General features: G+C 61.2%; 16 protein-coding genes. 6 read left to right on the forward strand and 10 right to left on the reverse strand.

Going from position 1 to position 18596, the window contains the following annotated elements:
• Nucleotides 1–11: 11 nt before the first annotated feature.
• Nucleotides 12–569: a DUF2780 domain-containing protein gene (locus ACM6HV_RS10050; protein WP_145593537.1), complete on the forward strand. Its 558-nt coding sequence runs from the start codon at nt 12–14 to the stop codon at nt 567–569.
• A 1-nt stretch (nt 570) separates the two neighbouring features.
• Here ACM6HV_RS10050 and ACM6HV_RS10055 read toward each other — a convergent pair whose 3' ends face one another.
• A complete protein-coding gene (locus ACM6HV_RS10055) occupies nt 571–1458 on the reverse strand; it encodes an acyltransferase (protein ID WP_414904097.1) in 888 nt (295 codons plus the stop codon).
• 310 nt (nt 1459–1768) lie between these two features.
• Here ACM6HV_RS10055 and ACM6HV_RS10060 point away from each other — a divergent pair, with 310 nt between their 5' ends.
• The 4 genes from ACM6HV_RS10060 (at nt 1769) to creD (ending at nt 5977) form a co-directional block, all read left to right on the forward strand.
• Nucleotides 1769–2272, forward strand: a complete 504-nt coding sequence (locus tag ACM6HV_RS10060) for an ATP-dependent zinc protease (RefSeq protein WP_414904098.1) — start codon at nt 1769–1771, stop codon at nt 2270–2272.
• Nucleotides 2273–2340: 68 nt separating this feature from the next.
• Complete coding sequence (gene creB / locus ACM6HV_RS10065; protein ID WP_414904099.1) at nt 2341–3021, forward strand: two-component system response regulator CreB; 681 nt, start codon at nt 2341–2343, stop codon at nt 3019–3021.
• The gene (gene creC / locus ACM6HV_RS10070; RefSeq protein ID WP_414904100.1) at nt 3021–4439 is read left to right on the forward strand and encodes a two-component system sensor histidine kinase CreC; all 1419 of its coding nucleotides are present in this window, start codon (nt 3021–3023) and stop codon (nt 4437–4439) included. The genes creB and creC overlap by 1 nt, the downstream gene beginning before the upstream one ends.
• Nucleotides 4440–4606: 167 nt before the next feature.
• On the forward strand, nt 4607–5977 hold the full coding sequence (creD, locus tag ACM6HV_RS10075; RefSeq protein WP_414904101.1) for a cell envelope integrity protein CreD: 1371 nt from the start codon (nt 4607–4609) through the stop codon (nt 5975–5977).
• A gap of 172 nt (nt 5978–6149) precedes the next feature.
• On the opposite strand, the gene ACM6HV_RS10080 is transcribed toward creD, so the two are convergent.
• The 8 genes from ACM6HV_RS10080 to ACM6HV_RS10115 all read right to left on the reverse strand — a co-directional run bounded on the left by ACM6HV_RS10080 (nt 6150) and on the right by ACM6HV_RS10115 (nt 15307).
• Nucleotides 6150–6779, reverse strand: a complete 630-nt coding sequence (locus ACM6HV_RS10080; protein ID WP_414904102.1) for a glutathione S-transferase — start codon at nt 6777–6779, stop codon at nt 6150–6152.
• Between the two features lie 208 nt (nt 6780–6987).
• Entirely contained in the window at nt 6988–7167 is a 180-nt protein-coding gene (locus tag ACM6HV_RS10085; protein ID WP_041069939.1) for a hypothetical protein, read from the reverse strand.
• Nucleotides 7164–8288: a PepSY-associated TM helix domain-containing protein gene (locus tag ACM6HV_RS10090; RefSeq protein ID WP_414904103.1), complete on the reverse strand. Its 1125-nt coding sequence runs from the start codon at nt 8286–8288 to the stop codon at nt 7164–7166. The genes ACM6HV_RS10085 and ACM6HV_RS10090 overlap by 4 nt, the downstream gene beginning before the upstream one ends.
• Nucleotides 8289–8362: 74 nt before the next feature.
• Entirely contained in the window at nt 8363–10789 is a 2427-nt protein-coding gene (locus tag ACM6HV_RS10095) for a TonB-dependent siderophore receptor (protein WP_414904104.1), read from the reverse strand.
• Between the two features lie 244 nt (nt 10790–11033).
• Complete coding sequence (locus ACM6HV_RS10100; protein WP_414904105.1) at nt 11034–12005, reverse strand: FecR domain-containing protein; 972 nt, start codon at nt 12003–12005, stop codon at nt 11034–11036.
• Complete coding sequence (locus tag ACM6HV_RS10105; protein WP_047297143.1) at nt 12002–12520, reverse strand: RNA polymerase sigma factor; 519 nt, start codon at nt 12518–12520, stop codon at nt 12002–12004. Before ACM6HV_RS10105 ends, ACM6HV_RS10100 begins: the two co-directional genes overlap by 4 nt.
• 148 nt (nt 12521–12668) lie before the next feature.
• Nucleotides 12669–13376 carry a PolC-type DNA polymerase III gene (locus ACM6HV_RS10110; protein ID WP_414904106.1) on the reverse strand — a complete coding sequence of 236 codons (708 nt, stop codon included), beginning with the start codon at nt 13374–13376 and terminating at the stop codon, nt 12669–12671.
• Nucleotides 13373–15307, reverse strand: a complete 1935-nt coding sequence (locus ACM6HV_RS10115; protein WP_317453244.1) for a putative nucleotidyltransferase substrate binding domain-containing protein — start codon at nt 15305–15307, stop codon at nt 13373–13375. Before ACM6HV_RS10115 ends, ACM6HV_RS10110 begins: the two co-directional genes overlap by 4 nt.
• Before the next feature lie 259 nt (nt 15308–15566).
• On the opposite strand from ACM6HV_RS10115, the gene ACM6HV_RS10120 reads away from it, so the two are divergent.
• Nucleotides 15567–16013 (forward strand): response regulator, encoded by a 447-nt coding sequence (locus ACM6HV_RS10120; protein WP_041069952.1) that lies wholly within the window; start codon nt 15567–15569, stop codon nt 16011–16013.
• Nucleotides 16014–16160: 147 nt separating this feature from the next.
• On the opposite strand, the gene ACM6HV_RS10125 is transcribed toward ACM6HV_RS10120, so the two are convergent.
• Complete coding sequence (locus ACM6HV_RS10125; RefSeq protein WP_145593524.1) at nt 16161–18338, reverse strand: malate synthase G; 2178 nt, start codon at nt 18336–18338, stop codon at nt 16161–16163.
• Between the last annotated feature and the right edge of the window lie 258 nt (nt 18339–18596).

Below are 18596 nucleotides of genomic sequence, written 5' to 3' on the forward strand. Positions count from 1 at the left end.
AGGATGTCTGAATGAAGATTTCACGCGGTATGGCCTTGGCTTCACTGATGACCCTTGCAGCGAGCCCGGTGTTTGCCGGTTTCAGCTTGAACGATGTCGCCGGTGCAGTCTCGGGGATGCAAGGGGGTGACAAGGCTGCCGCCGCTGCACCGACTTCGGAAACCGCTGGATTGCTGAGTGCCTTGAGTGCGCTGAACGTCACGCCCCAGCAAGCTGTAGGGGGAACCAGTGCGATGTTGGGCCTGGCCAAGAACCAATTGAGCAGCACCGATTATTCGCAGTTGGCCAAAGAAGTGCCGGGCATCGACAAACTGTCGGGCGGTAGCGGCAATCTGGCGGCATTGAGCGGGTTGCTGGGCTCGTCGGGCAAGTCAGCCGGGCTGGAAAATGCGCTGGGCAACGTCAAGGACACCAATGATTTGAACAACGCCTTCGGTGCGCTGGGCATGGACAGCGGGATGGTCGGCCAGTTTGCCCCGATCCTCCTGCAATACCTCGGTCAGCAGGGTGTCGGCGGCTCGTTGCTGCAAAGCCTGGGCAGCATCTGGGGCACCGGCACCAACGGATGACTCAGCGGCGCTCGCCCTTGAGTTCGGTTATGCGCTGATCCTTCTCGGTCCAGAGCTGGTTGACCCAGTTCTGGACCTGCTGGCGAAACTGCGGATCGTTCTCGTAATCGCCCTGCGACAGCGCCGGGTCGAGTTCGCGGGTCTGGATGTCGACGATCACCCGCGGCACGCTGCCGCTGATCAGATCCCAGAACCCGGGAATGTTCTCCTGTGGATAAACCACGGTCACGTCGAGCAACGCATCCATCTGCTCCCCCATCGCCGCCAGCACAAACGCCACGCCACCGGCCTTGGGTTTGAGCAGGTGCCTGAACGGTGACTGCTGCTGCGCGCTTTTCGCCGCGGTGTAGCGAGTACCTTCCAGATAATTCACGACCGTTACCGGCTGGCGCTTGAACAGCTCGCAGGCCTGTTTGGTGATTTCCAGATCCTTGCCCGCCAGCTCCGGATGCTTCGCCAGAAACGCCTTGCTGTAGCGCTTCATGAACGGGTAATCCAGCGCCCACCACGCCAGACCAAGGAACGGCACCCAGATCAGCTCTTTCTTGAGGAAGAACTTGAAGAACGGCGTGCGCCGGTTGAGGGTCTGGATCAGCGCCGGAATGTCTACCCACGACTGGTGGTTGCTGACCACCAGATACGAGGTGTCACCACGCAGGTCTGCGCCGCCGCGAATGTCCCACTGAGTGGGGATGCACAGACGAAAGATCAGCTTGTCGATTTCCGCCCAGGTCTCGGCAATCCACATCACCGACCACGAGGCGTAATCGCGCCAGCGCCCTGGCGCAATCAGTTTGAGCAGGGCGAAGACCATCAACGGCCCGATCAGGATCAGGGTGTTGAGCAATAGCAGCAGGGTGACGAAACAGCCGGTGAGCAGGCGGCGCATAAGCAACTCTATGAAGGCGGATGGGCGCGCCATGATAAGTGGCTTCGGGCGACAGGCCAAATCGGCGGTGACGAATGTTTCACTTTTGGGCCGGTATGCTTTGCTCAAGATTCATATTGAATGGGCTGGCCTCTTCGCGAGCAGGCTCGCTCCCACAGGAAATTTACGCGGTGCGCAAGATTGCATGCACGCAGAAGATCCAATGTGGGAGCGAGCCTGCTCGCGAAGGCGGACTTGCGGCGAACCAACAGCCCATCCACTGTCTAAAATCTCGCGTCTGACGCCCTCATTTTCCAAGGAAGCCCTCTACGTGAAATCCCTCCTTGCACTGTTTGCCCTCGTCGCCATGCCGGTCATGGCCGCCGAACCGACCCTGTACGGGCGTTATGAATACATCGCGCTGCCGGAAATCGGTGGTGAGGTGCTCAAGGCCAAGATGGACACTGGCGCGCTGACCGCCTCGCTGTCGGCCAAGGACATCGAGACCTTCACCCGCGACGGTGAAAACTGGGTGCGCTTCCGCCTCGGCACCAAGGACGCCAGCAACAAAGTGTACGAGCACAAGATCGCACGGATCAGCAAGATCAAGAGCCGCTCGGACGAAGAGGACGAGGGCGACAGCACTGAAGTCGCCAAACGCCCGGTGGTCGATCTGGAACTGTGCCTGGGCAACGTCAAGCGCACCGTTGAGGTCAACCTGACCGACCGCAGCAACTTCAACTACCCGCTGCTGATCGGTGCCAAGGCCTTGCGCGAGTTTGGCGCCGCAGTGAACCCGGCGCGGCGTTTCACCGCCGACAAGCCGGACTGCTAAGTGGTCTCATTGACGTAAGGTCAGGCTTGGGGCACCGTTCGCGCACTTAACCCATGGGCTCGGACGCCATGCCTCATATCCTGATTGTCGAAGACGAAGCGGCGATTGCCGATACGCTGATTTTTGCCCTGCAGGGCGAGGGGTTCACGACCACGTGGCTGAGCCTTGGCGCCGCGGCGCTGGAGCATCAACGACAGACCCCGGCCGACTTGATCATTCTCGATATCGGCCTGCCGGACATCAGCGGTTTTGAAACCTGCAAGCAGCTGCGGCGCTTCAGTGAAGTGCCGGTGCTGTTCCTCAGCGCCCGGGACGCCGAGATCGACCGGGTGGTGGGGCTGGAGATCGGCGCCGACGATTACGTGGTCAAGCCGTTCAGCCCGCGTGAGGTGGCGGCGCGGGTACGGGCGATTCTCAAGCGCATGGCGCCGCGTCCTGTGGTTGAAGCCTCCTCGGCACTGTTTCGCATCGATGCCGAGCGTGTGCAGATCGTCTATCGGGGACAGCCATTGAGCCTGACCCGCCACGAATTCCGCCTGTTGCAATGCCTGCTCGAACAACCGCAGCGGGTGTTCAGCCGCGAGCAACTGCTCGACGCGCTAGGCGTTGCTGCCGACGCCGGCTACGAGCGCAGCATCGACAGCCACATCAAAAGCGTGCGCGCCAAATTGCGTCTGGTGCGGGCCGACGCCGAGCCGATCCAGACTCATCGTGGCCTCGGTTACAGCTACAGCCCGGGGCACAGCTGATGTCGCTGGGGCTGCGGATTTTTCTGGTGTATGTGCTGTTTATCGGCCTGACCGGTTACTTCGTGCTCAACACGGTGATGGAAGAGATCCGCCCCGGTGTGCGTCAGTCCACCGAAGAAACCCTGGTCGACACCGCCAACCTGATGGCGGAAATCCTGCGTGATGATTTCAAGGCCGGCACGCTCAGCGAGAACCGCTGGCCCGAATTGTTGCGTGCCTACGGCGAACGCCAGCCGCAGGCGACCATCTGGGGGTTGCCGAAAAATCAGGTCAACCATCGCATCTACGTCACCGACGCCAAAGGCATCGTGGTCCTGGATTCCAGTGGCGTGGCGGTCGGGCAGGATTACTCGCGCTGGAACGACGTCTACCTGACCCTGCGCGGCGCATACGGTGCGCGCTCAACCCGCAGCGATCCGAACGACCCGGCGTCGTCGGTGATGCACGTCGGCGCGCCGATCCGCGACAACGGCAAAATCATCGGCGTGGTCACCGTGGCCAAGCCCAATAGCTCTTTGCAGCCTTACGTCGATCGCACCGAGCGGCGTTTGCTGTTTTACGGCGCCGGGCTGATCGGCCTTGGCCTGCTGTTCGGTGCCTTGCTGTCGTGGTGGCTGAGCCGCGCGCTGCACCGTTTGACCGGTTACGCCAAAGCGGTCAGTGAGGGGCGCCGGGTGGAGGTGCCGCATTACCGTGGCGGCGAACTGGAGCAACTGGCGACGGCGGTGGAGCAGATGCGCACCCAGCTCGAAGGCAAGGCTTACGTCGAACGTTACGTGCACACGCTGACCCATGAATTGAAGAGCCCGCTGGCGGCCATTCGCGGTGCCGCGGAGTTGCTGCAGGATGAAATGCCAGCGATTCAGCGCCTGCGCTTTGTCGGCAACATCGACAGCGAAAGCGCGCGGATGCAGCAGTTGATCGAGCGCCTGTTGAATCTGGCGCAAGTCGAGCAGCGTCAGGGGCTTGAGGAACGGTTGGCGGTGCCGCTGGCAGGACTGGTTGACGAATTGTTGCAGGCGCAGGCGGCGCGGATCGAAGGCCGGCGGCTCACGGTCGAGCAGACCATTGCGCCGGATCTGATGCTGATCGGCGAGCCGTTTCTGCTGCGCCAGGCGCTGGGCAATCTGCTGGACAATGCACTGGATTTCACCCCGATCGCCGGGTTGCTGCGTTTCAGTGCCGAACGTGTCGGGGATCAGGTCGAGTTGCGCTTGTTCAACGAAGCCGCCCCGATTCCCGATTACGCCTTGCCGCGCTTGAGTGAGCGGTTTTATTCGTTGCCGCGTCCGGACAGTGGGCGCAAGAGCACCGGGTTGGGGCTGAACTTTGTTGAAGAGGTGGTGAAGTTGCATGGTGGGTCGATGCAGATTCGCAATGTCGAGGGCGGTGTGGAAGTGACATTGCGCCTGCCTTGAGACCCTAAAAAGATCGCAGCCTTCGGCAGCTCCTACAGGGGAACGCAATCCCAAGGAGCTGCCGAAGGCTGCGATCTTTTGATCTTTCCACACAAACTCCACAATCGCCCCACATTCCTCCCACACAGCCCAACCAGACTCTGCCCCATCCAAACAGGGAGAGTCCCATGAACAAGAATCTGACCATAAAGCTCGGGGCCATTGCCCTGTTGATCCTGCTGTTGCTGATCCCGCTGCTGATGATTGACGGCATCATCGACGACCGCCAGCAACTGCGCGACGGCGTGCTCGAAGACATCGCCCGCAGTTCCAGCTACAGCCAGCAACTGAGCGGGCCGGTGATGGTGGTGCCGTATCGCAAAGTGGTGCGTACCTGGAAGACCAACGAGAAAACCAGTCAGCGCTATGAAGAGCTCGGCGAAGAGCGCGGTCGTCTCTACTTTCTGCCGGAGCGCTTCGAGCTCGACGGACAGGTGCAGACCGAGCTGCGCGCCCGGGGCATTTACCAAGCGCGATTGTTCCATGCTGACAATCGCATCAACGGGCATTTCTCGTTGCCGGCGCAGTTAGGGATCAAAGAAGACTTTGCCGATTACCAGTTCGACGCGCCGTTTCTGGCGGTGGGCATCAGCGATATTCGCGGCATTGAAAACGCGCTGAAACTGGAACTCGACGGCCAGCGCCTGGACTTTGTGCCCGGCACCCAGGTGGGCTGGCTCGGCGAAGGTGTGCGGGTCACGTTGCCGGCACTGGACACCCGCAACGCCACGGAGCTGACCTTCGGTTTCGACCTGCGCCTGCAAGGCACCGGTTCGCTGCAGGTGTTGCCGGTGGGCAAAACCAGCCACGTCAGCCTCGCTGCCAACTGGCCGCACCCCAGCTTCATCGGCAACTTCCTGCCCGCCAAACGCGAAATCAATGATCAGGGTTTCAGCGCCGATTGGCAGACTTCGTTTTTCTCCACCAACCTGCAAGAAGCGATGAACCGCTGTGTGATGGGCAATGATTGCGAGGCGTTCAACGGGCGCAGTTTTGGCGTGAGTTTCATCGACCCGGTGGATCAGTACTTGAAGAGTGACCGGGCGATCAAATATGCGCTGTTGTTTATCGTCCTGACCTTCGCCGGTTTCTTCTTGTTCGAAGTGCTCAAGAGTCTTGCGGTGCACCCGGTGCAATACGCATTGGTCGGGGTGGCGCTGGCGTTCTTCTACCTGTTGTTGCTGTCGCTGTCGGAGCACATCGGCTTTGCTTTGGCCTATCTGCTGTCGGCCAGTGGTTGTGTGTTGTTGATCGGGTTTTATGTCTGCCACGTGCTGCACCGCGTGCGCCACGGCCTGAGTTTTTCTGCGGGATTGGCGGCCTTGTATGGCCTGCTGTATGGGCTGCTGAGCGCCGAGGACTATGCGCTGCTGATGGGGTCGCTGTTGCTGTTCGGCCTGCTCGGGGTGTTCATGGTGCTGACGCGCAAACTCGACTGGTACGGGATCGGGCAGAAACCGGCCAAGCCGCTGGCATTTGATGTGGAGGCGATGCAATGAGCGGGTTGCGAGAGGACCAGCGCTGGAAGGAAGAATTGGTGACGCGGATTGTCGGGCTTCTGCCAGTGGGACCGAGCTGGTGCATTCGCGAGCAGGCTCGCTCCCACAGGAGTACGCATTCCAATGTGGGAGCGAGCCTGCTCGCGAAGGGGCCGGATCAGGCGCCGCAACCTTAAGGCTTGGGCAGGGTAGCGACCATGGACGGTCGCTGACTCACTTCAAAGAACCAGTTGGCCAATTGCGGATTGGCGCTGCGCCAGTCCAGATCCGGATGACGCAGATCAAGGTAACCCAACGCACTGGCGACGCTGATGGCGGCCACATCGAAATGGCTGGTCAGCTCGGCGATGGCGTCAGCTTCCAGATAGGCCAGGGCGCGGCGGATCTTCTCGCGCTGGGCCTCGAGCCATTCGTCCCAGTGCTTTTCCGGGGCGCGCAATACCAGTTCGTAACGCACCATCACCGAGGCATCCATGATTCCGTCGGCCAGCGAGGCCAGGGTCAGACGCCGCCACCGGGCCGAACCTTCGCGAGGGATCAGTGGATTGCCGACATGCTGCTGGTCGAGGTATTCGAGGATCACGCGGCTGTCATGGATGACGCTGCCGTCGGCCAGACGCAGGGCCGGGATCTTGCCCAGCGGGTTGTCGGCGTTGAGCGCAGCGTCCGGGCTGACCGGGCTGAGCACGCAGTCTTGCAGAGCGACGCGATCCTGCTGGCCGGTCTCATGCAGCAGCACCATCACTTTGCGCACGAACGGGGAGAGCGTGTTGTGGAACAGGGTCATGCTGGGGGCGGACATGGGCAAACCTCGGTGGTCATCGAAGAACAGCAGGTTAGCCTAGCTACAACCACTGTGGCTGGCGAGGAATTGATGGTGTTCCGTGAGATCGCCATCGCTGGCAAGCCAGCTCCCACAGTTTTTGCAGCGAACACAAATTTCAGATTCAGCATTAACCCCCGTGGGAGCTGGCTTGCCAGCGATGAGGCCATCACCGACAACACAAAAACTACCTGCGCTGCAACAAACCTCTTATGGCCAGATACGCCGGAACGCCCAGCCCGACCCAGCTCAACGCATCCCAGATCCCATCCCCCAACAACGCCGCAAACAACCCCGCCGCACTCAGCAGCGCAATCACCAGCGGCGTGCTGAAGACCTTCCAGAAATTGCTCTGACGCGGCTTCATGCGGCAGCCTCCACCGTCACCGGTTTCGCCGCTTTACGCCGCACCACCCACAGATACACGCCACTGCCAAGGACGATGATGGTCAGCACGTCGAGGGTTGCCCAGAGGATTTTCATCGGCATGCCGCCGTAGTCACCGAAGTGCAATGGCTGCGACAGGCCCATGGCGTCCATGTACCACGGGCGCTCGGCCACCGCGGTGACCTGCAGGGTGCCGGCGTCGATCAGCACCGGCGTCAGCAGGTGCGAGGTCAGGTGCGTGCCGCCCTTCATGAACACCGCGTAATGATGCTCGCTGGAAAAACGCGTACCGGGGAAGGCGATGAAGTCCGGGTTCATCCCCGGCGCCACGTCCCGAGCGATGTCGAGCAGACGGGTGGCCGGGGCCAGTCGGGTCAGCGGCGGGGCATCGCGGTAGGGCGCGACCATGGCAGTCAGCGAGTCATTGCGCCACGCGGCGATGATCAGATCGGCACAGGCGCTGATCACTCCGGTGACACCGACCACCAGCGCCCAGGTCAGCGTAACCACGCCGATCAGGTTGTGCAGGTCGAGCCAGCGCAGCCGGGAGGACTTGTCCTGGCGCACGGTGCCGAACTGCAAACGGCGCATGAACGGCAGGTACAACACAGTTCCCGAAATGATCGCGACCACGAACAGCAGACCCATGAACGCCAGCAGCAACTTGCCCGGCAGGCCGGCGAACATGTCCACATGCAGGCGCAGGATGAACAGCATCAGCCCGCCATTGGCTGACGGGGTTTCCAGCGCTTCACCGGTGCGCGCATCGAGCATGAACGTGTGCGAAGAATTCGGCTCGGTACCGGCGGTTTTCGCCATGATGGTCAGCACGGCGTTGGGCTCGTCGTCCTCGAAACCGAAGTACTGCACCACTTCGCCGGGACGATGCTTTTCTGCGGCCTCGACCAGTTGCGCCAGGTTCAGGTGCGGGGTGTCGGCGGGCATTTCGCGCACTTGCGGGGCATCGCCGAGCAGGTGCTCGATCTCGTGATGGAAGATCAGCGGCAGACCGGTCAGTGCCAACAGCAGCAAAAACACGGTGCAGATCAGGCTGGTCCAAGTGTGGATGAACGACCAGCGGCGAATTGTTTTACTTTTCATTTCATGACCTTCAAAAACACCGAAGCCGTCCACGGGGGACGGCCTGGTGACAGGACCTGTTTCAGCTCACGCGCTTACCACTTGTAGGTGGCGCTGGCGACGACGCTGCGCTGGTCGCCGTAGTAGCAATAGAAGCCGTCGCAGGTGGAGATGTAGTCCTTGTCGAACAGATTGGTGGCATTGACCGCGACCGATGCACCTTTGAGGCTGTTGTCCAGGCGGCCGAGGTCGTAATGCACGGAGGCGTCGAACACCGTGTAAGCATTGGCCTTGCCCAGCCAAGTGTTGCCCTGATCGCCGTAGGTGTTGCCGGTGTAACGCACGCCACCGCCGATACCGAAGCCGTCGAGTACGCCGTTGTGCCAGGTGTAATCGGTCCACAGCGAGGCCTGTTGGTTCGGCATCAGCTGCAGGCGGTTGCCTTTGTAGTCGCCTTTCTGCACTTCGGACTTGGCCAGGGTGTAGGCGGCAATCACTTTCAGGTTATCGGTGACGTCCGAGGTCGCCTCCAGTTCCAGGCCTTTGACTTTCACTTCGCCGGTCTGGCTGGTGATCGGGGTGTTGCCGACGGTGGTGGTGACTGCGACGTTTTTCTGCGTCAGGTCATACACGGCGGCGGTCAGCAGGGTCTTGCTGCCCGGTGGCTGGTACTTGACGCCCATTTCCCACTGCTTGCCTTCGGTCGGCTTCAGCGAACCGGTGGAGGAGGCGTCGGCGCCGGTGGTGGGCTGGAAGGATTCGGCGTAGGAAATGTACGGGACGAAGCCTGAGTCGAACACGTAGCTGAGGGCTGCGTTACCGCTGAAGTTCTTGTCGCGCTGGGTGTTGGTCGCGTCGGCCTTGTTGAAGAATTTGGTGCCGGTGTGGACCCAGTCTTCACGACCGCCCAGTGTCAGGCGCCATTGGTCGAGGGCCATCTGGTCCTGCACGTAGAGGCCGGTCTGGTAGGTCTTCTGGTCGTAGTCGTAATACGCGGTCGAGCGATCCGGACGAACGATCGGCTGGCCGTAGATCGGCTTCAGCACGTTGGTTTTCAGACCGTCACCGTAGATCGACAGGTAGTTGGTGTTGCTGCGCTGGTGGTCCAGCCCCAACAGCACGGTGTGGCGAATGTCACCGGTGGTGAAGTCGGCCTGGAAGTTGTTGTCCACCGCGAACTGGCTGATGTCTTCGTCAACGCTGGTGCTGGTGCGCCCGACGTTGCCTTGATCGTCCACCTGGGTGTACGGGTAAGAACCGACGGTCAAGGCCTGGAACGACAGATCCGACTTGGTGTAACGCAGGTTCTGCTTGAACTGCCAGACATCGTTCAGCCGGTGTTCAAACGCATAACCGAGCGCGTAGTAAGTGCGGTCGTAGTATTCCCAATCCGGGTCGCCGAGGTTTTTGTGGTGCGAGACGCTACCGAACGGCATGTCGATCTTGGTGCCCTGCACCGGCAGGAACTGGCTGGTAATCCCGGTATCGTCGCGGGTGAACTGGCTCAGCAGGGTGAACTTGGTGTCGTCGTCGATGTTCCAGGTCAGGCTTGGCGCGATGTTGTAGCGCTTGTTTTCGATGTGATCGATTTGCGTGTCGCTGTCGCGCACCACACCGCTGATGCCGTAGAGAAACTGGCCGGCGTCGTCGATCTTGCCGGTGCTGGCGAAGTTGATCTGGCGGTGGTTGTCGCTGCCGTACTGCAGCTGGATTTCGCTGCTGGCGTCGCTGCTCGGGCGCCGGCTGACCATGTCCAGCAGGCCGCCCGGTGGGGTCTGGCCGTAGACGGAGGAGGCCGGGCCGCGCAGCAGGGCGAGGCGATCGAGGTTCCAGGTTTCCTGTTTCGGGTTGGCGTACACGCCTTTGGGCAGCGGCAGGCCATCGAGGAACTGGGTCGGCTCGAAACCGCGCACGCGCAGCCAGTCGGCGCGGGTGTCGCTGCCGTAGCTGCTGGCGGTGATGCCTGGCATGTAGCGCACGGCGTCATCGAGGCTGTGCACGCTGCGGTCGTCCATTTGCTGACGGGTGGCGACCGAGATCGAGCGCGGTGCTTCGACCAGTGCGGTGTCGGTCTTGGTACCGGCGGCGGTGCGAGTGGCGGTGTAGCCCTCGACCGGGCCCCAGGCCGTTTCCAGGTTTTCCACGCCGATCACGGCGGTTTCCGGCAGCGCCAGTGTCCCTTCAGGCACGGCTACCAGGCTGTAGGTGCCAGTGCTGCTTTGTTCCAGTTGCAGACCGGTGCCTTGCAGCGCTGCGCGCAGAGCGCCGGCGGCGTCGTATTGCCCGTTGACCGGCGCCGAGGTCTTGCCCGCCGCCAGCGACGGATTGAGCGACAGCGCGAGGCCACCCTGGCTGGCGATCTGGTTCAGCGTTGTCGACAGCGGCGCCGCCGGCAGGTTGTAGGTACGCACGTTGGACGCCTGTTCAGCGGCGAGCAACGGGTTGCTGATCAGCGGCGCGCTGAGGGCAATGGCGACGGCCAGCAGACTGGGGCGCAACAAGGTGTCTAGCGAACGGGACATGCGAAGGCTCCTGAATGGAAATATTTCTCAATTGCCTGTGTGCCGGACGAGAATTGAAAAGTGATAGGGCTGGATGAAAATAATGTCGATTAACTGAAAAGTGGGGCTGCTGAAGGAGTGGGCAGAGCCTTTTTCAGGGGGCTACCGATGGCCCATTCGCGAGCAGGCTCGCTCCCACAGGTGAATGCATTCCAATGTGGGAGCGAGCCTGCTCGCGAAAGCGATTTGTCAGGCACCAAGTAATTCAGGGTTTGGTATCAGCCTTCGCCACCGTGACCCAATACGGGGTGTGCTGCTCGATCTGCACCGGCAGGGTCGGCAGCAGGGCGCTCAAGGCCTTGTCGGTGTCGTGCAGCGGGAAACTGCCGGTGATGCGCAGGTCAGCGACTTCCGGTGCCACGCCCAGATGCCCGCGCCGGTAGCGTCCAAGCTCACGCACCAGATCTTCCAATCGAGCGTTATCCACCACCAGCATGCCGCGGGTCCAGGCATCGGCGCCGGGCGTGAGCGCAGCGACCGCGTCGAGGCCGTCATTGCGGATCAGCACTTGCTGGCCTTCACGCAGGATCTGCTCTTCAGGATGGCTTTGCGGATGCGCCGCCACCGCCGATTGCAACACGCTCAGACGCGTACCCTGGTCTTCACGCTTGACCAGAAACCGCGTGCCCAACGCGCGCATGCTGCCTTCGCGGGTTTCGACGATGAACGGCCGCGCATCGCCATGGCCGGTTTCGACCATGATTTCGCCTTCCTGCAATACGATCAGCCGTTGCCTGGCATCGAAGCGCACATCCACCGCGCTGTGGGTGTTGAGATTGAGCACGGTGCCATCGGCCAGGCGCACCGTGCGCTGTTCGCCGGTGGCTGTGCGTTGATCGGCAAGCCAGTAATCCAGAGGCAAATACCGATCACCGGCAAACAGCGCCAGACCAATCACCGCCACCACGCTGGCCAACCCACTGCCGAGCTTGCGCACGCGCCGCCGAATGCTGTCGCGCGATTGCAGCAAGGCCGCGCGGGCCGGGCCGTTGGCGACGTTGAAGCGCTGATCGAGCATGCCCAGTTGGCGCCAGGCGCGGGCGTGTTCTTCATGGGCCGCATGCCATTTGGCGAACTCCTCGCGCTCCAGCGGACTGCCGGAATCCAGCGACAATTGCCAGGCAATCGCCGCGTCCAGCACCCGGGCCGAGACCGGTTTGGAGCTGGCCGGATTCATGTCGGCTCACCGTAGAGGGCGATGTAGCACTGGCGAATGCCCTGCGCGAGGTATTGCCGCACGCGGGGCACCGAGACGCCGAGCTTCGCGGCGATTTCGGCGTGGCCGAGGCCGTCGAGGCGGTTATAAAGAAACGCGGCGCGGGCCTTGGTCGACAGTTTGCCGAGCAGACGGTCGATGGCCTTGAGGTCTTCGAGGATCAGTTGCTGTTCTTCCACCGAAGGTTGTTCGCCTTCGGGGATCAGCATCAATTCGGCGAGATAGGCCTGCTCCAGCGCGGCGCGGCGGAAGTAGTCGAACAACAGGCCCTTGGCGATCGCCACCAGAAACGCCCGGGGTTCGCGCGGAGTCAGCAGTTGATCGCGACCGAGCAGGCGCACGAAGGTGTCCTGGCTCAGGTCTTCGGCCCGTTGCGGGCACGCCACATTGCGCCGCAGCCAGCTCAGTAGCCAACCGCGATGGTCGCGATACAACGCACCGACGAGTTCACTGTGAGGGCTTGGGACTGACGACACCAGACGCACCGATTGGGAAATGCTAACCAACGAGAATTGTTCGCAATTCTCGCAGAGGTGGGAATGGTTAGCAATTGGCCACTGGTCGGGTGAAGTTAATGGTGAGCCCTGTAGGAGCTGCCGCAGGGGATGTGGTTCGGCCGAAAATCTAGAAGGACGGCGCCTGCTGACGGCGTTTCCACTGACTCAAACGCTGCTGCAGATTCAACGGACTATGAATCTGCTGCTGCCGCGCCCGGCTGAACAGGATCAACGCCAGCTCCGCCGTGGCCAGCGCATCGGCGCTCGCGTTGTGCCGCTCGAACACCTCTAGCCTGAACCAGTCGATCCATTCATCCAGCCCGGCCTCGCGAATATTCGCCTGCGGGCACAACAGCGGCGCCATGTCCGCGACATCCAGAAACACGTTCTGCAGCTTGTAGCCCAAGTGTTCCTTCAATGCGCGTCCGAGCATGTGCTGATCGAAGGACGCATGAAACGCCAGCACCGGGCTGTCGCCGATAAACTCCATGAGTTCCAGCAGCGCTTCGGCCGGGTCGCTGCCGGCGGCAATCGCGTTCGGCCCCAGGCCATGAATCAACACGCTCGGGCTGAGCTTCAGCTCCCGACATTGCAGGGTGCGCTCAAACTGCTGACTGAAGTCGATCGCGCCGTCTTCGATCACCACCGCGCCGATCGACAGCACGCGATCCTTGTTCAGGTTCAGCCCGGTGGTTTCCAGATCGAGCACCACCCAGCGCTGCTCGCGCAGGCTGCATTCTTTCAGTTCGCTGATCTTCGGCAACTTCGCCAGACGTTGTTGCAGGTCTGTCGACAGCAGAGGGCTGGCCGGCCGCAGCCACGAAAACAGGCTCATAGCTGATACCGCAAGGCCAGGCTGCTTTGCAGGCGCTGCGCTTGGCGCAGCGATTCACGCAGGATGCGCCGGTCCAGATGGTTGAGGCTGTCCGGGTCGACGCGGTTGGACCAGGGCAGATTTTCACGGGTCTGGATCTGATGCTGCTGCATGCGCGTCTGCTGGATGAAGTGATAAGCCTCTTCATAAGCCGCGCCGTCGAGCCGTTCGATGACTTGTTTTTCGACCAGTTGACGCAAGCGTTCGAGGGTGTTGTTGGTTTCGATGCCATGCGCCAGTGCCAACAGGCGTGCGCCGTCGACGAAGGGCGTCAGGCCCTGGACCTTGAGGTCGAGGGTGGCTTTCTCGCCGTTTTTGCGCGCCAGCACAAACTCGCGGAAACGCCCCACGGGCGGGCGATTGCGCAGCGCGTTCTCGGCCATCATGCGCTGGAACAAACGGTTGTCGCCGACCTGGTCGAGAATCCCGCGGCGCAGTTGTGCGCAACCTTTCTCGTCGCCCCAGACCACTCGCAGGTCGAAGTAGATACTCGAACCGAGCAGGTTCTCCGGCGTCGCCTCGCGAATGAACGCTGCAAAGCGTCGCGCCCATTCCGCCCGCGACAGACACAGCTCGGGATTGCCGGCCATGATGTTGCCCTTGCACAGGCTGAAGCCGCACTGCGCCAGGCTCTGGTTGATCTGCTGGGCGATCGGCAGCAGCTTGCCGCGAATCTCCGCCGCCTGCGCCGCGTCCCGTGCTTCGAAGAGAATGCCGTTGTCCTGATCGGTGTGCAGCGTCTGTTCGCGCCGGCCCTCACTGCCGAAGCACAACCAACTGAACGGCACGCCGGGGTCGCCTTTTTCGGCGAGGGTCAGTTCGATCACCCGGCACACGGTGTGGTCGTTGAGCAGGGTGATGATGTGAGTGATCTGCGTCGAAGACGCACCGTGAGCCAACATGCGTTCGACCAGTTGGCCGATCTCGCCGCGCAGACTCACCAGTTGCTCGATGCGCTGGGCACTGCGGATGGTCCGGGCCAGGTGCACCAGATCGACCCGTTGCAGGGAGAACAGATCGCGCTCGGACACCACGCCACACAAGCGCTGATCCTTGACCAGACAGACGTGGGCGATGTGCCGTTCGGTCATGGCGATCGCCGCGTCGAAGGCGCTGTGATCCGGCGACAGAAAGAACGGCGAACAGGTCATGTGCCGCTCGATGGCTTCGCTGAAATCACCGCTGCCATTGGCGACCACTTCGCGCAGATCGCGCAGGGTGAAGATCCCCAGCGGCGCCTTGTGTTCATCCACCGCGACGATGCTGCCGACTTGTTGCTCGTGCATCAGCTTCACTGCTTCGCGCAGTGGCGTGTCGGGGCTGCAGGTCACCGGATGGCGCATCGCCAATTCGCCGAGGCGGGTGTTGAGCGAATACTGGGTTCCGAGGGTTTCCACGGCTTTCTGCTGGACCTGCTGGTTGACCTGATCGAGCAGGCTGCTGACCCCGCGCAGGGCGAAATCGCGGAAGCTGCCGGACAGGGCAAACAGTTTGATGAACGCCGGTTTGTTCAACTGCAGACAGAAGGTGTCTTCGCCGGCCAGGTGTTCGGTGCGGGTCGCCCGTTCGCCAATCAGTGCGGCCAACGGGAAGCATTCTCCGGTGGTGATCTCGAAGGTGGTTTCGGTGCCGGGCCGGGTGATGTGCTGACGCTCGCCGATCACGCGGCCCTGTTTGACGATGTAGAAATATTCGACCGGCCCGTCGGCGGGCTTGATGATGCTTTCGCCCTGGCCATAGAAGCGCAGCTGACATTGCTCCACCAGAAAAGCCAGGTGGGCGTGTTCCATCTGATTGAAGGGCGGGAAGCGCTGGAGGAATTGCAGGGTGCCCTGAATGTTCTGCAACACCGCGGTTTTCCCTGCCTGGGTGAAGGCGTCCGCTTTACTCATAACCATTACCGCAGTCTTTTTTGAATTGTTGTTGTCGGATCGATGCAGCCATGGTCGGCCCCTGCGTGCAGGGTGCCCATTGGACGTAAGTCTAGGTTGGGGTTGCCGTTCGGCACATTTGGGAAGAACCCTACAAAAACAGTCGGAAATTCTCGCGTCAGCCTCTTGGAAAAAAATCCGACGAAGTGCACATTGAAGCTGTGCTTAGCGATGTCTGACGACTGTGCCAGGTGACTGAATTGAAAACGTAGAGAGTGCCATGTCCGACCACGATATTTTGAGCGACGCCGAGCGTGAAGCGCTCAGCGCTGTCATGCTCGAACCCGACTTGCCGCCGCAGCGTGTGCTGATCGTCGATGACGACAAGGACGCCCGGGAGCTGTTGTCGGAGATTCTCGCGTTGGACGGTATTCACTGCATGACCGCCGCCAGCGGTGAAACCGCACTGAAGATGCTTGCGGAAAAACCCTCGATTGGTCTGGTGATCACCGATCTGCGCATGGGCAACGTTGATGGTCTGGACTTGATCCGCCAGGTACGTGAATCGGTGCGGGCAGCGATGCCGATCATCATTGTTTCCGGCGATGCCGATGTAAAAGACGCGATTGCCGCGATGCATCTGAGCGTGGTGGATTTTCTGCTCAAGCCGATTGATACGGCCAAGTTGCTGGGCCTGGTCAAACACGAATTGGGCATCGAGCCCTGACTTTTTGCAGATCAAAAGATCGCAGCCTTCGGCAGCTCCTACAGGAAATCACCTGTAGGAGCTGCCGAAGGCTGCGATCTTTTGATTTTGCTTTCCAAAGAAAAAGCCCTGATCTCTCGACCAGGGCTTTTTCACATCAGCGCAAATTTACAGGCCGTTGGCCTTCTTGAACTCGCGACGACGACGGTGCAGTACCGGCTCGGTGTAGCCGTTCGGCTGTTTGGTGCCTTCGATCACCAGTTCGACCGCCGCCTGGAAGGCGATATTGCTGTCGAAGTTCGGTGCCAGCGGACGGTACAGCGGGTCGTTGGCGTTCTGCCGATCGACCACCGGCGCCATGCGCTTGAGGCTTTCCATCACTTGCGCCTCGGTGACGATACCGTGGCGCAGCCAGTTGGCGATGTGCTGGCTGGAGATCCGCAGCGTCGCACGGTCTTCCATCAGGCCCACGTCGTTGATGTCCGGCACTTTCGAGCAACCCACGCCCTGGTCGATCCAGCGCACCACGTAACCGAGAATGCCCTGTGCGTTGTTGTCCAGTTCGTTCTTGATCTGCTCCGGCGTCCAGCTCGGGTTGACTGCCAGCGGAATGGTCAGGATGTCGTCCACCGAAGCGCGGGCACGCTTGGCCAGTTCGGCCTGACGGGCGAACACGTCGACCTTGTGATAATGCAGCGCGTGCAGTGCAGCGGCGGTCGGCGACGGTACCCAGGCAGTGTTGGCACCGGCCAGTGGGTGAGCGATTTTCTGTTCGAGCATCGCTGCCATCAGGTCGGGCATCGCCCACATGCCTTTACCGATTTGCGCTCGACCTTGCAGGCCGGTGCTCAGACCGATATCGACGTTCCAGTTCTCGTAGGCGCCGATCCACTTTTCGGCCTTCATGTCGGCCTTGCGCACCATCGGGCCGGCTTCCATGGAGGTGTGGATTTCGTCACCGGTGCGGTCGAGGAAGCCGGTGTTGATGAACACCACACGCTCGCTGGCAGCCTTGATGCAGGCCTTGAGGTTGACCGTGGTGCGGCGCTCCTCGTCCATGATCCCGACTTTCAGGGTGTTGCGGGCAAGGCCCAGCACGTCTTCGATACGACCGAACAACTCGTTGGTGAACGCCGCTTCTTCCGGGCCGTGCATCTTCGGTTTAACGATGTAGACCGAGCCGGTGCGAGTGTTCTTGCGCGAGGTGTTGCCGTTGAGGTTGTGCATCGCCGCCAGGCAGGTCACCAGACCGTCGAGAATGCCTTCCGGCACTTCGTTGCCGTGCTTGTCGAGGATCGCGTCGATGGTCATCAGGTGACCGACGTTACGCACGAACAACAGCGAGCGCCCGTGCAGGGTCAGTTCACTGCCATCGACCTTGGTGTAGGTGCGATCCGGGTTCATGGTGCGGGTGAAGGTCTGGCCGCCCTTGGCGACTTCTTCGGACAGGTCGCCCTTCATCAGGCCGAGCCAGTTGCGGTAGATCACCACTTTGTCGTCGGCATCGACGGCGGCCACGGAGTCTTCGCAGTCCATGATGGTGGTCAGTGCCGCTTCCATCAGGATGTCTTTGACGCCGGCGGCGTCGGTCTGGCCGACCGGGGTGCTGGCGTCGATCTGGATTTCGAAATGCAGACCGTGGTTTTTCAGCAGGATCGCGATCGGCGCATTGGCATCGCCCTGGAAACCGATCAGCTGAGCATCGTCGCGCAGACCGGTGTTGCTGCCGCCCTTGAGGGAGACCAGCAGTTTGCCGTCAGCGATCTTGTAACCGGTGGAGTCGACATGAGAGCCGGCAGCCAGTGGCGCCGCTTCGTCGAGGAACGCACGGGCGAAGGCGATGACTTTGTCGCCACGCACCTTGTTGTAGCCTTTGCCTTTTTCCGCGCCACCGTCTTCGCTGATCGCGTCGGTGCCATACAGGGCGTCGTACAGCGAACCCCAGCGGGCGTTCGAGGCATTGAGGGCGAAGCGGGCGTTCATCACCGGCACCACGAGTTGCGGGCCGGCGGTGCGGGCGATTTCATCATCGACGTTTTGCGTCGTTGCCTGGAAATCAGCCGCTTCTGGCAGCAGATAACCGATTTCTTGCAGGAAGGCTTTGTAGGCCACGGCGTCGTGCGCCTGGCCGGCGTGTTCCTGATGCCAGGCATCAAGACGAGCCTGGAAGTCATCGCGTTTGGCGAGTAGGGCTTTGTTCTTCGGCGCCAGGTCATGAATGACCTTGTCGGCACCTTCCCAGAATTTTTCGGCGGTGAGGCCGGTACCGGGAATGGCTTCGTTGTTCACGAAGTCGAACAGGACTTTGGCGACCTGCAGGCCACCGACTTGAACGTGTTCAGTCATTGCTTGCCTCACTCTGCTCAGCTATTTCGCTTTTCAGCTCTTCAATTTAACAATGAAGCCTCTGGCCATTTAAACCACAAACCTTCCGACCAGTACATGCCATTGCTGGCGGCTGGGCTGGGACCAATCAACGGCTTGGGGGCCTTGCTGACGGGGCTTTCAGGATTGCGAACGTGCCTTGGGCAGACATCGATCCAGCGTTATGTAGTGCGCGCTGCGGCATACTACATGATGAGTTGCGCTTGTGAAAATCAGACT

Origin of the sequence: Pseudomonas sp. IT-P260, assembly GCF_949768395.1 — a bacterium.
GTDB classification, from domain to species: Bacteria; Pseudomonadota; Gammaproteobacteria; order Pseudomonadales; family Pseudomonadaceae; genus Aquipseudomonas; species Aquipseudomonas parakoreensis.

Excerpts from the sequence above, each read along its gene's own strand:
- ACM6HV_RS10050 (WP_145593537.1), top strand. The coding sequence starts at position 12 with ATGAAGATTTCACGCGGTATGGCCTTGGCTTCACTGATGACCCTTGCA.
- ACM6HV_RS10055 (WP_414904097.1), bottom strand. The coding sequence starts at position 1,458 with ATGCGCCGCCTGCTCACCGGCTGTTTCGTCACCCTGCTGCTATTGCTC.
- creB (WP_414904099.1), top strand. The coding sequence starts at position 2,341 with ATGCCTCATATCCTGATTGTCGAAGACGAAGCGGCGATTGCCGATACG.
- creC (WP_414904100.1), top strand. The coding sequence starts at position 3,021 with ATGTCGCTGGGGCTGCGGATTTTTCTGGTGTATGTGCTGTTTATCGGC.
- creD (WP_414904101.1), top strand. The coding sequence starts at position 4,607 with ATGAACAAGAATCTGACCATAAAGCTCGGGGCCATTGCCCTGTTGATC.
- ACM6HV_RS10080 (WP_414904102.1), bottom strand. The coding sequence starts at position 6,779 with ATGTCCGCCCCCAGCATGACCCTGTTCCACAACACGCTCTCCCCGTTC.
- ACM6HV_RS10085 (WP_041069939.1), bottom strand. The coding sequence starts at position 7,167 with ATGAAGCCGCGTCAGAGCAATTTCTGGAAGGTCTTCAGCACGCCGCTG.
- ACM6HV_RS10090 (WP_414904103.1), bottom strand. The coding sequence starts at position 8,288 with ATGAAAAGTAAAACAATTCGCCGCTGGTCGTTCATCCACACTTGGACC.
- ACM6HV_RS10095 (WP_414904104.1), bottom strand. The coding sequence starts at position 10,789 with ATGTCCCGTTCGCTAGACACCTTGTTGCGCCCCAGTCTGCTGGCCGTC.
- ACM6HV_RS10100 (WP_414904105.1), bottom strand. The coding sequence starts at position 12,005 with ATGAATCCGGCCAGCTCCAAACCGGTCTCGGCCCGGGTGCTGGACGCG.
- ACM6HV_RS10110 (WP_414904106.1), bottom strand. The coding sequence starts at position 13,376 with ATGAGCCTGTTTTCGTGGCTGCGGCCGGCCAGCCCTCTGCTGTCGACA.
- ACM6HV_RS10115 (WP_317453244.1), bottom strand. The coding sequence starts at position 15,307 with ATGAGTAAAGCGGACGCCTTCACCCAGGCAGGGAAAACCGCGGTGTTG.
- ACM6HV_RS10120 (WP_041069952.1), top strand. The coding sequence starts at position 15,567 with ATGTCCGACCACGATATTTTGAGCGACGCCGAGCGTGAAGCGCTCAGC.
- ACM6HV_RS10125 (WP_145593524.1), bottom strand. The coding sequence starts at position 18,338 with ATGACTGAACACGTTCAAGTCGGTGGCCTGCAGGTCGCCAAAGTCCTG.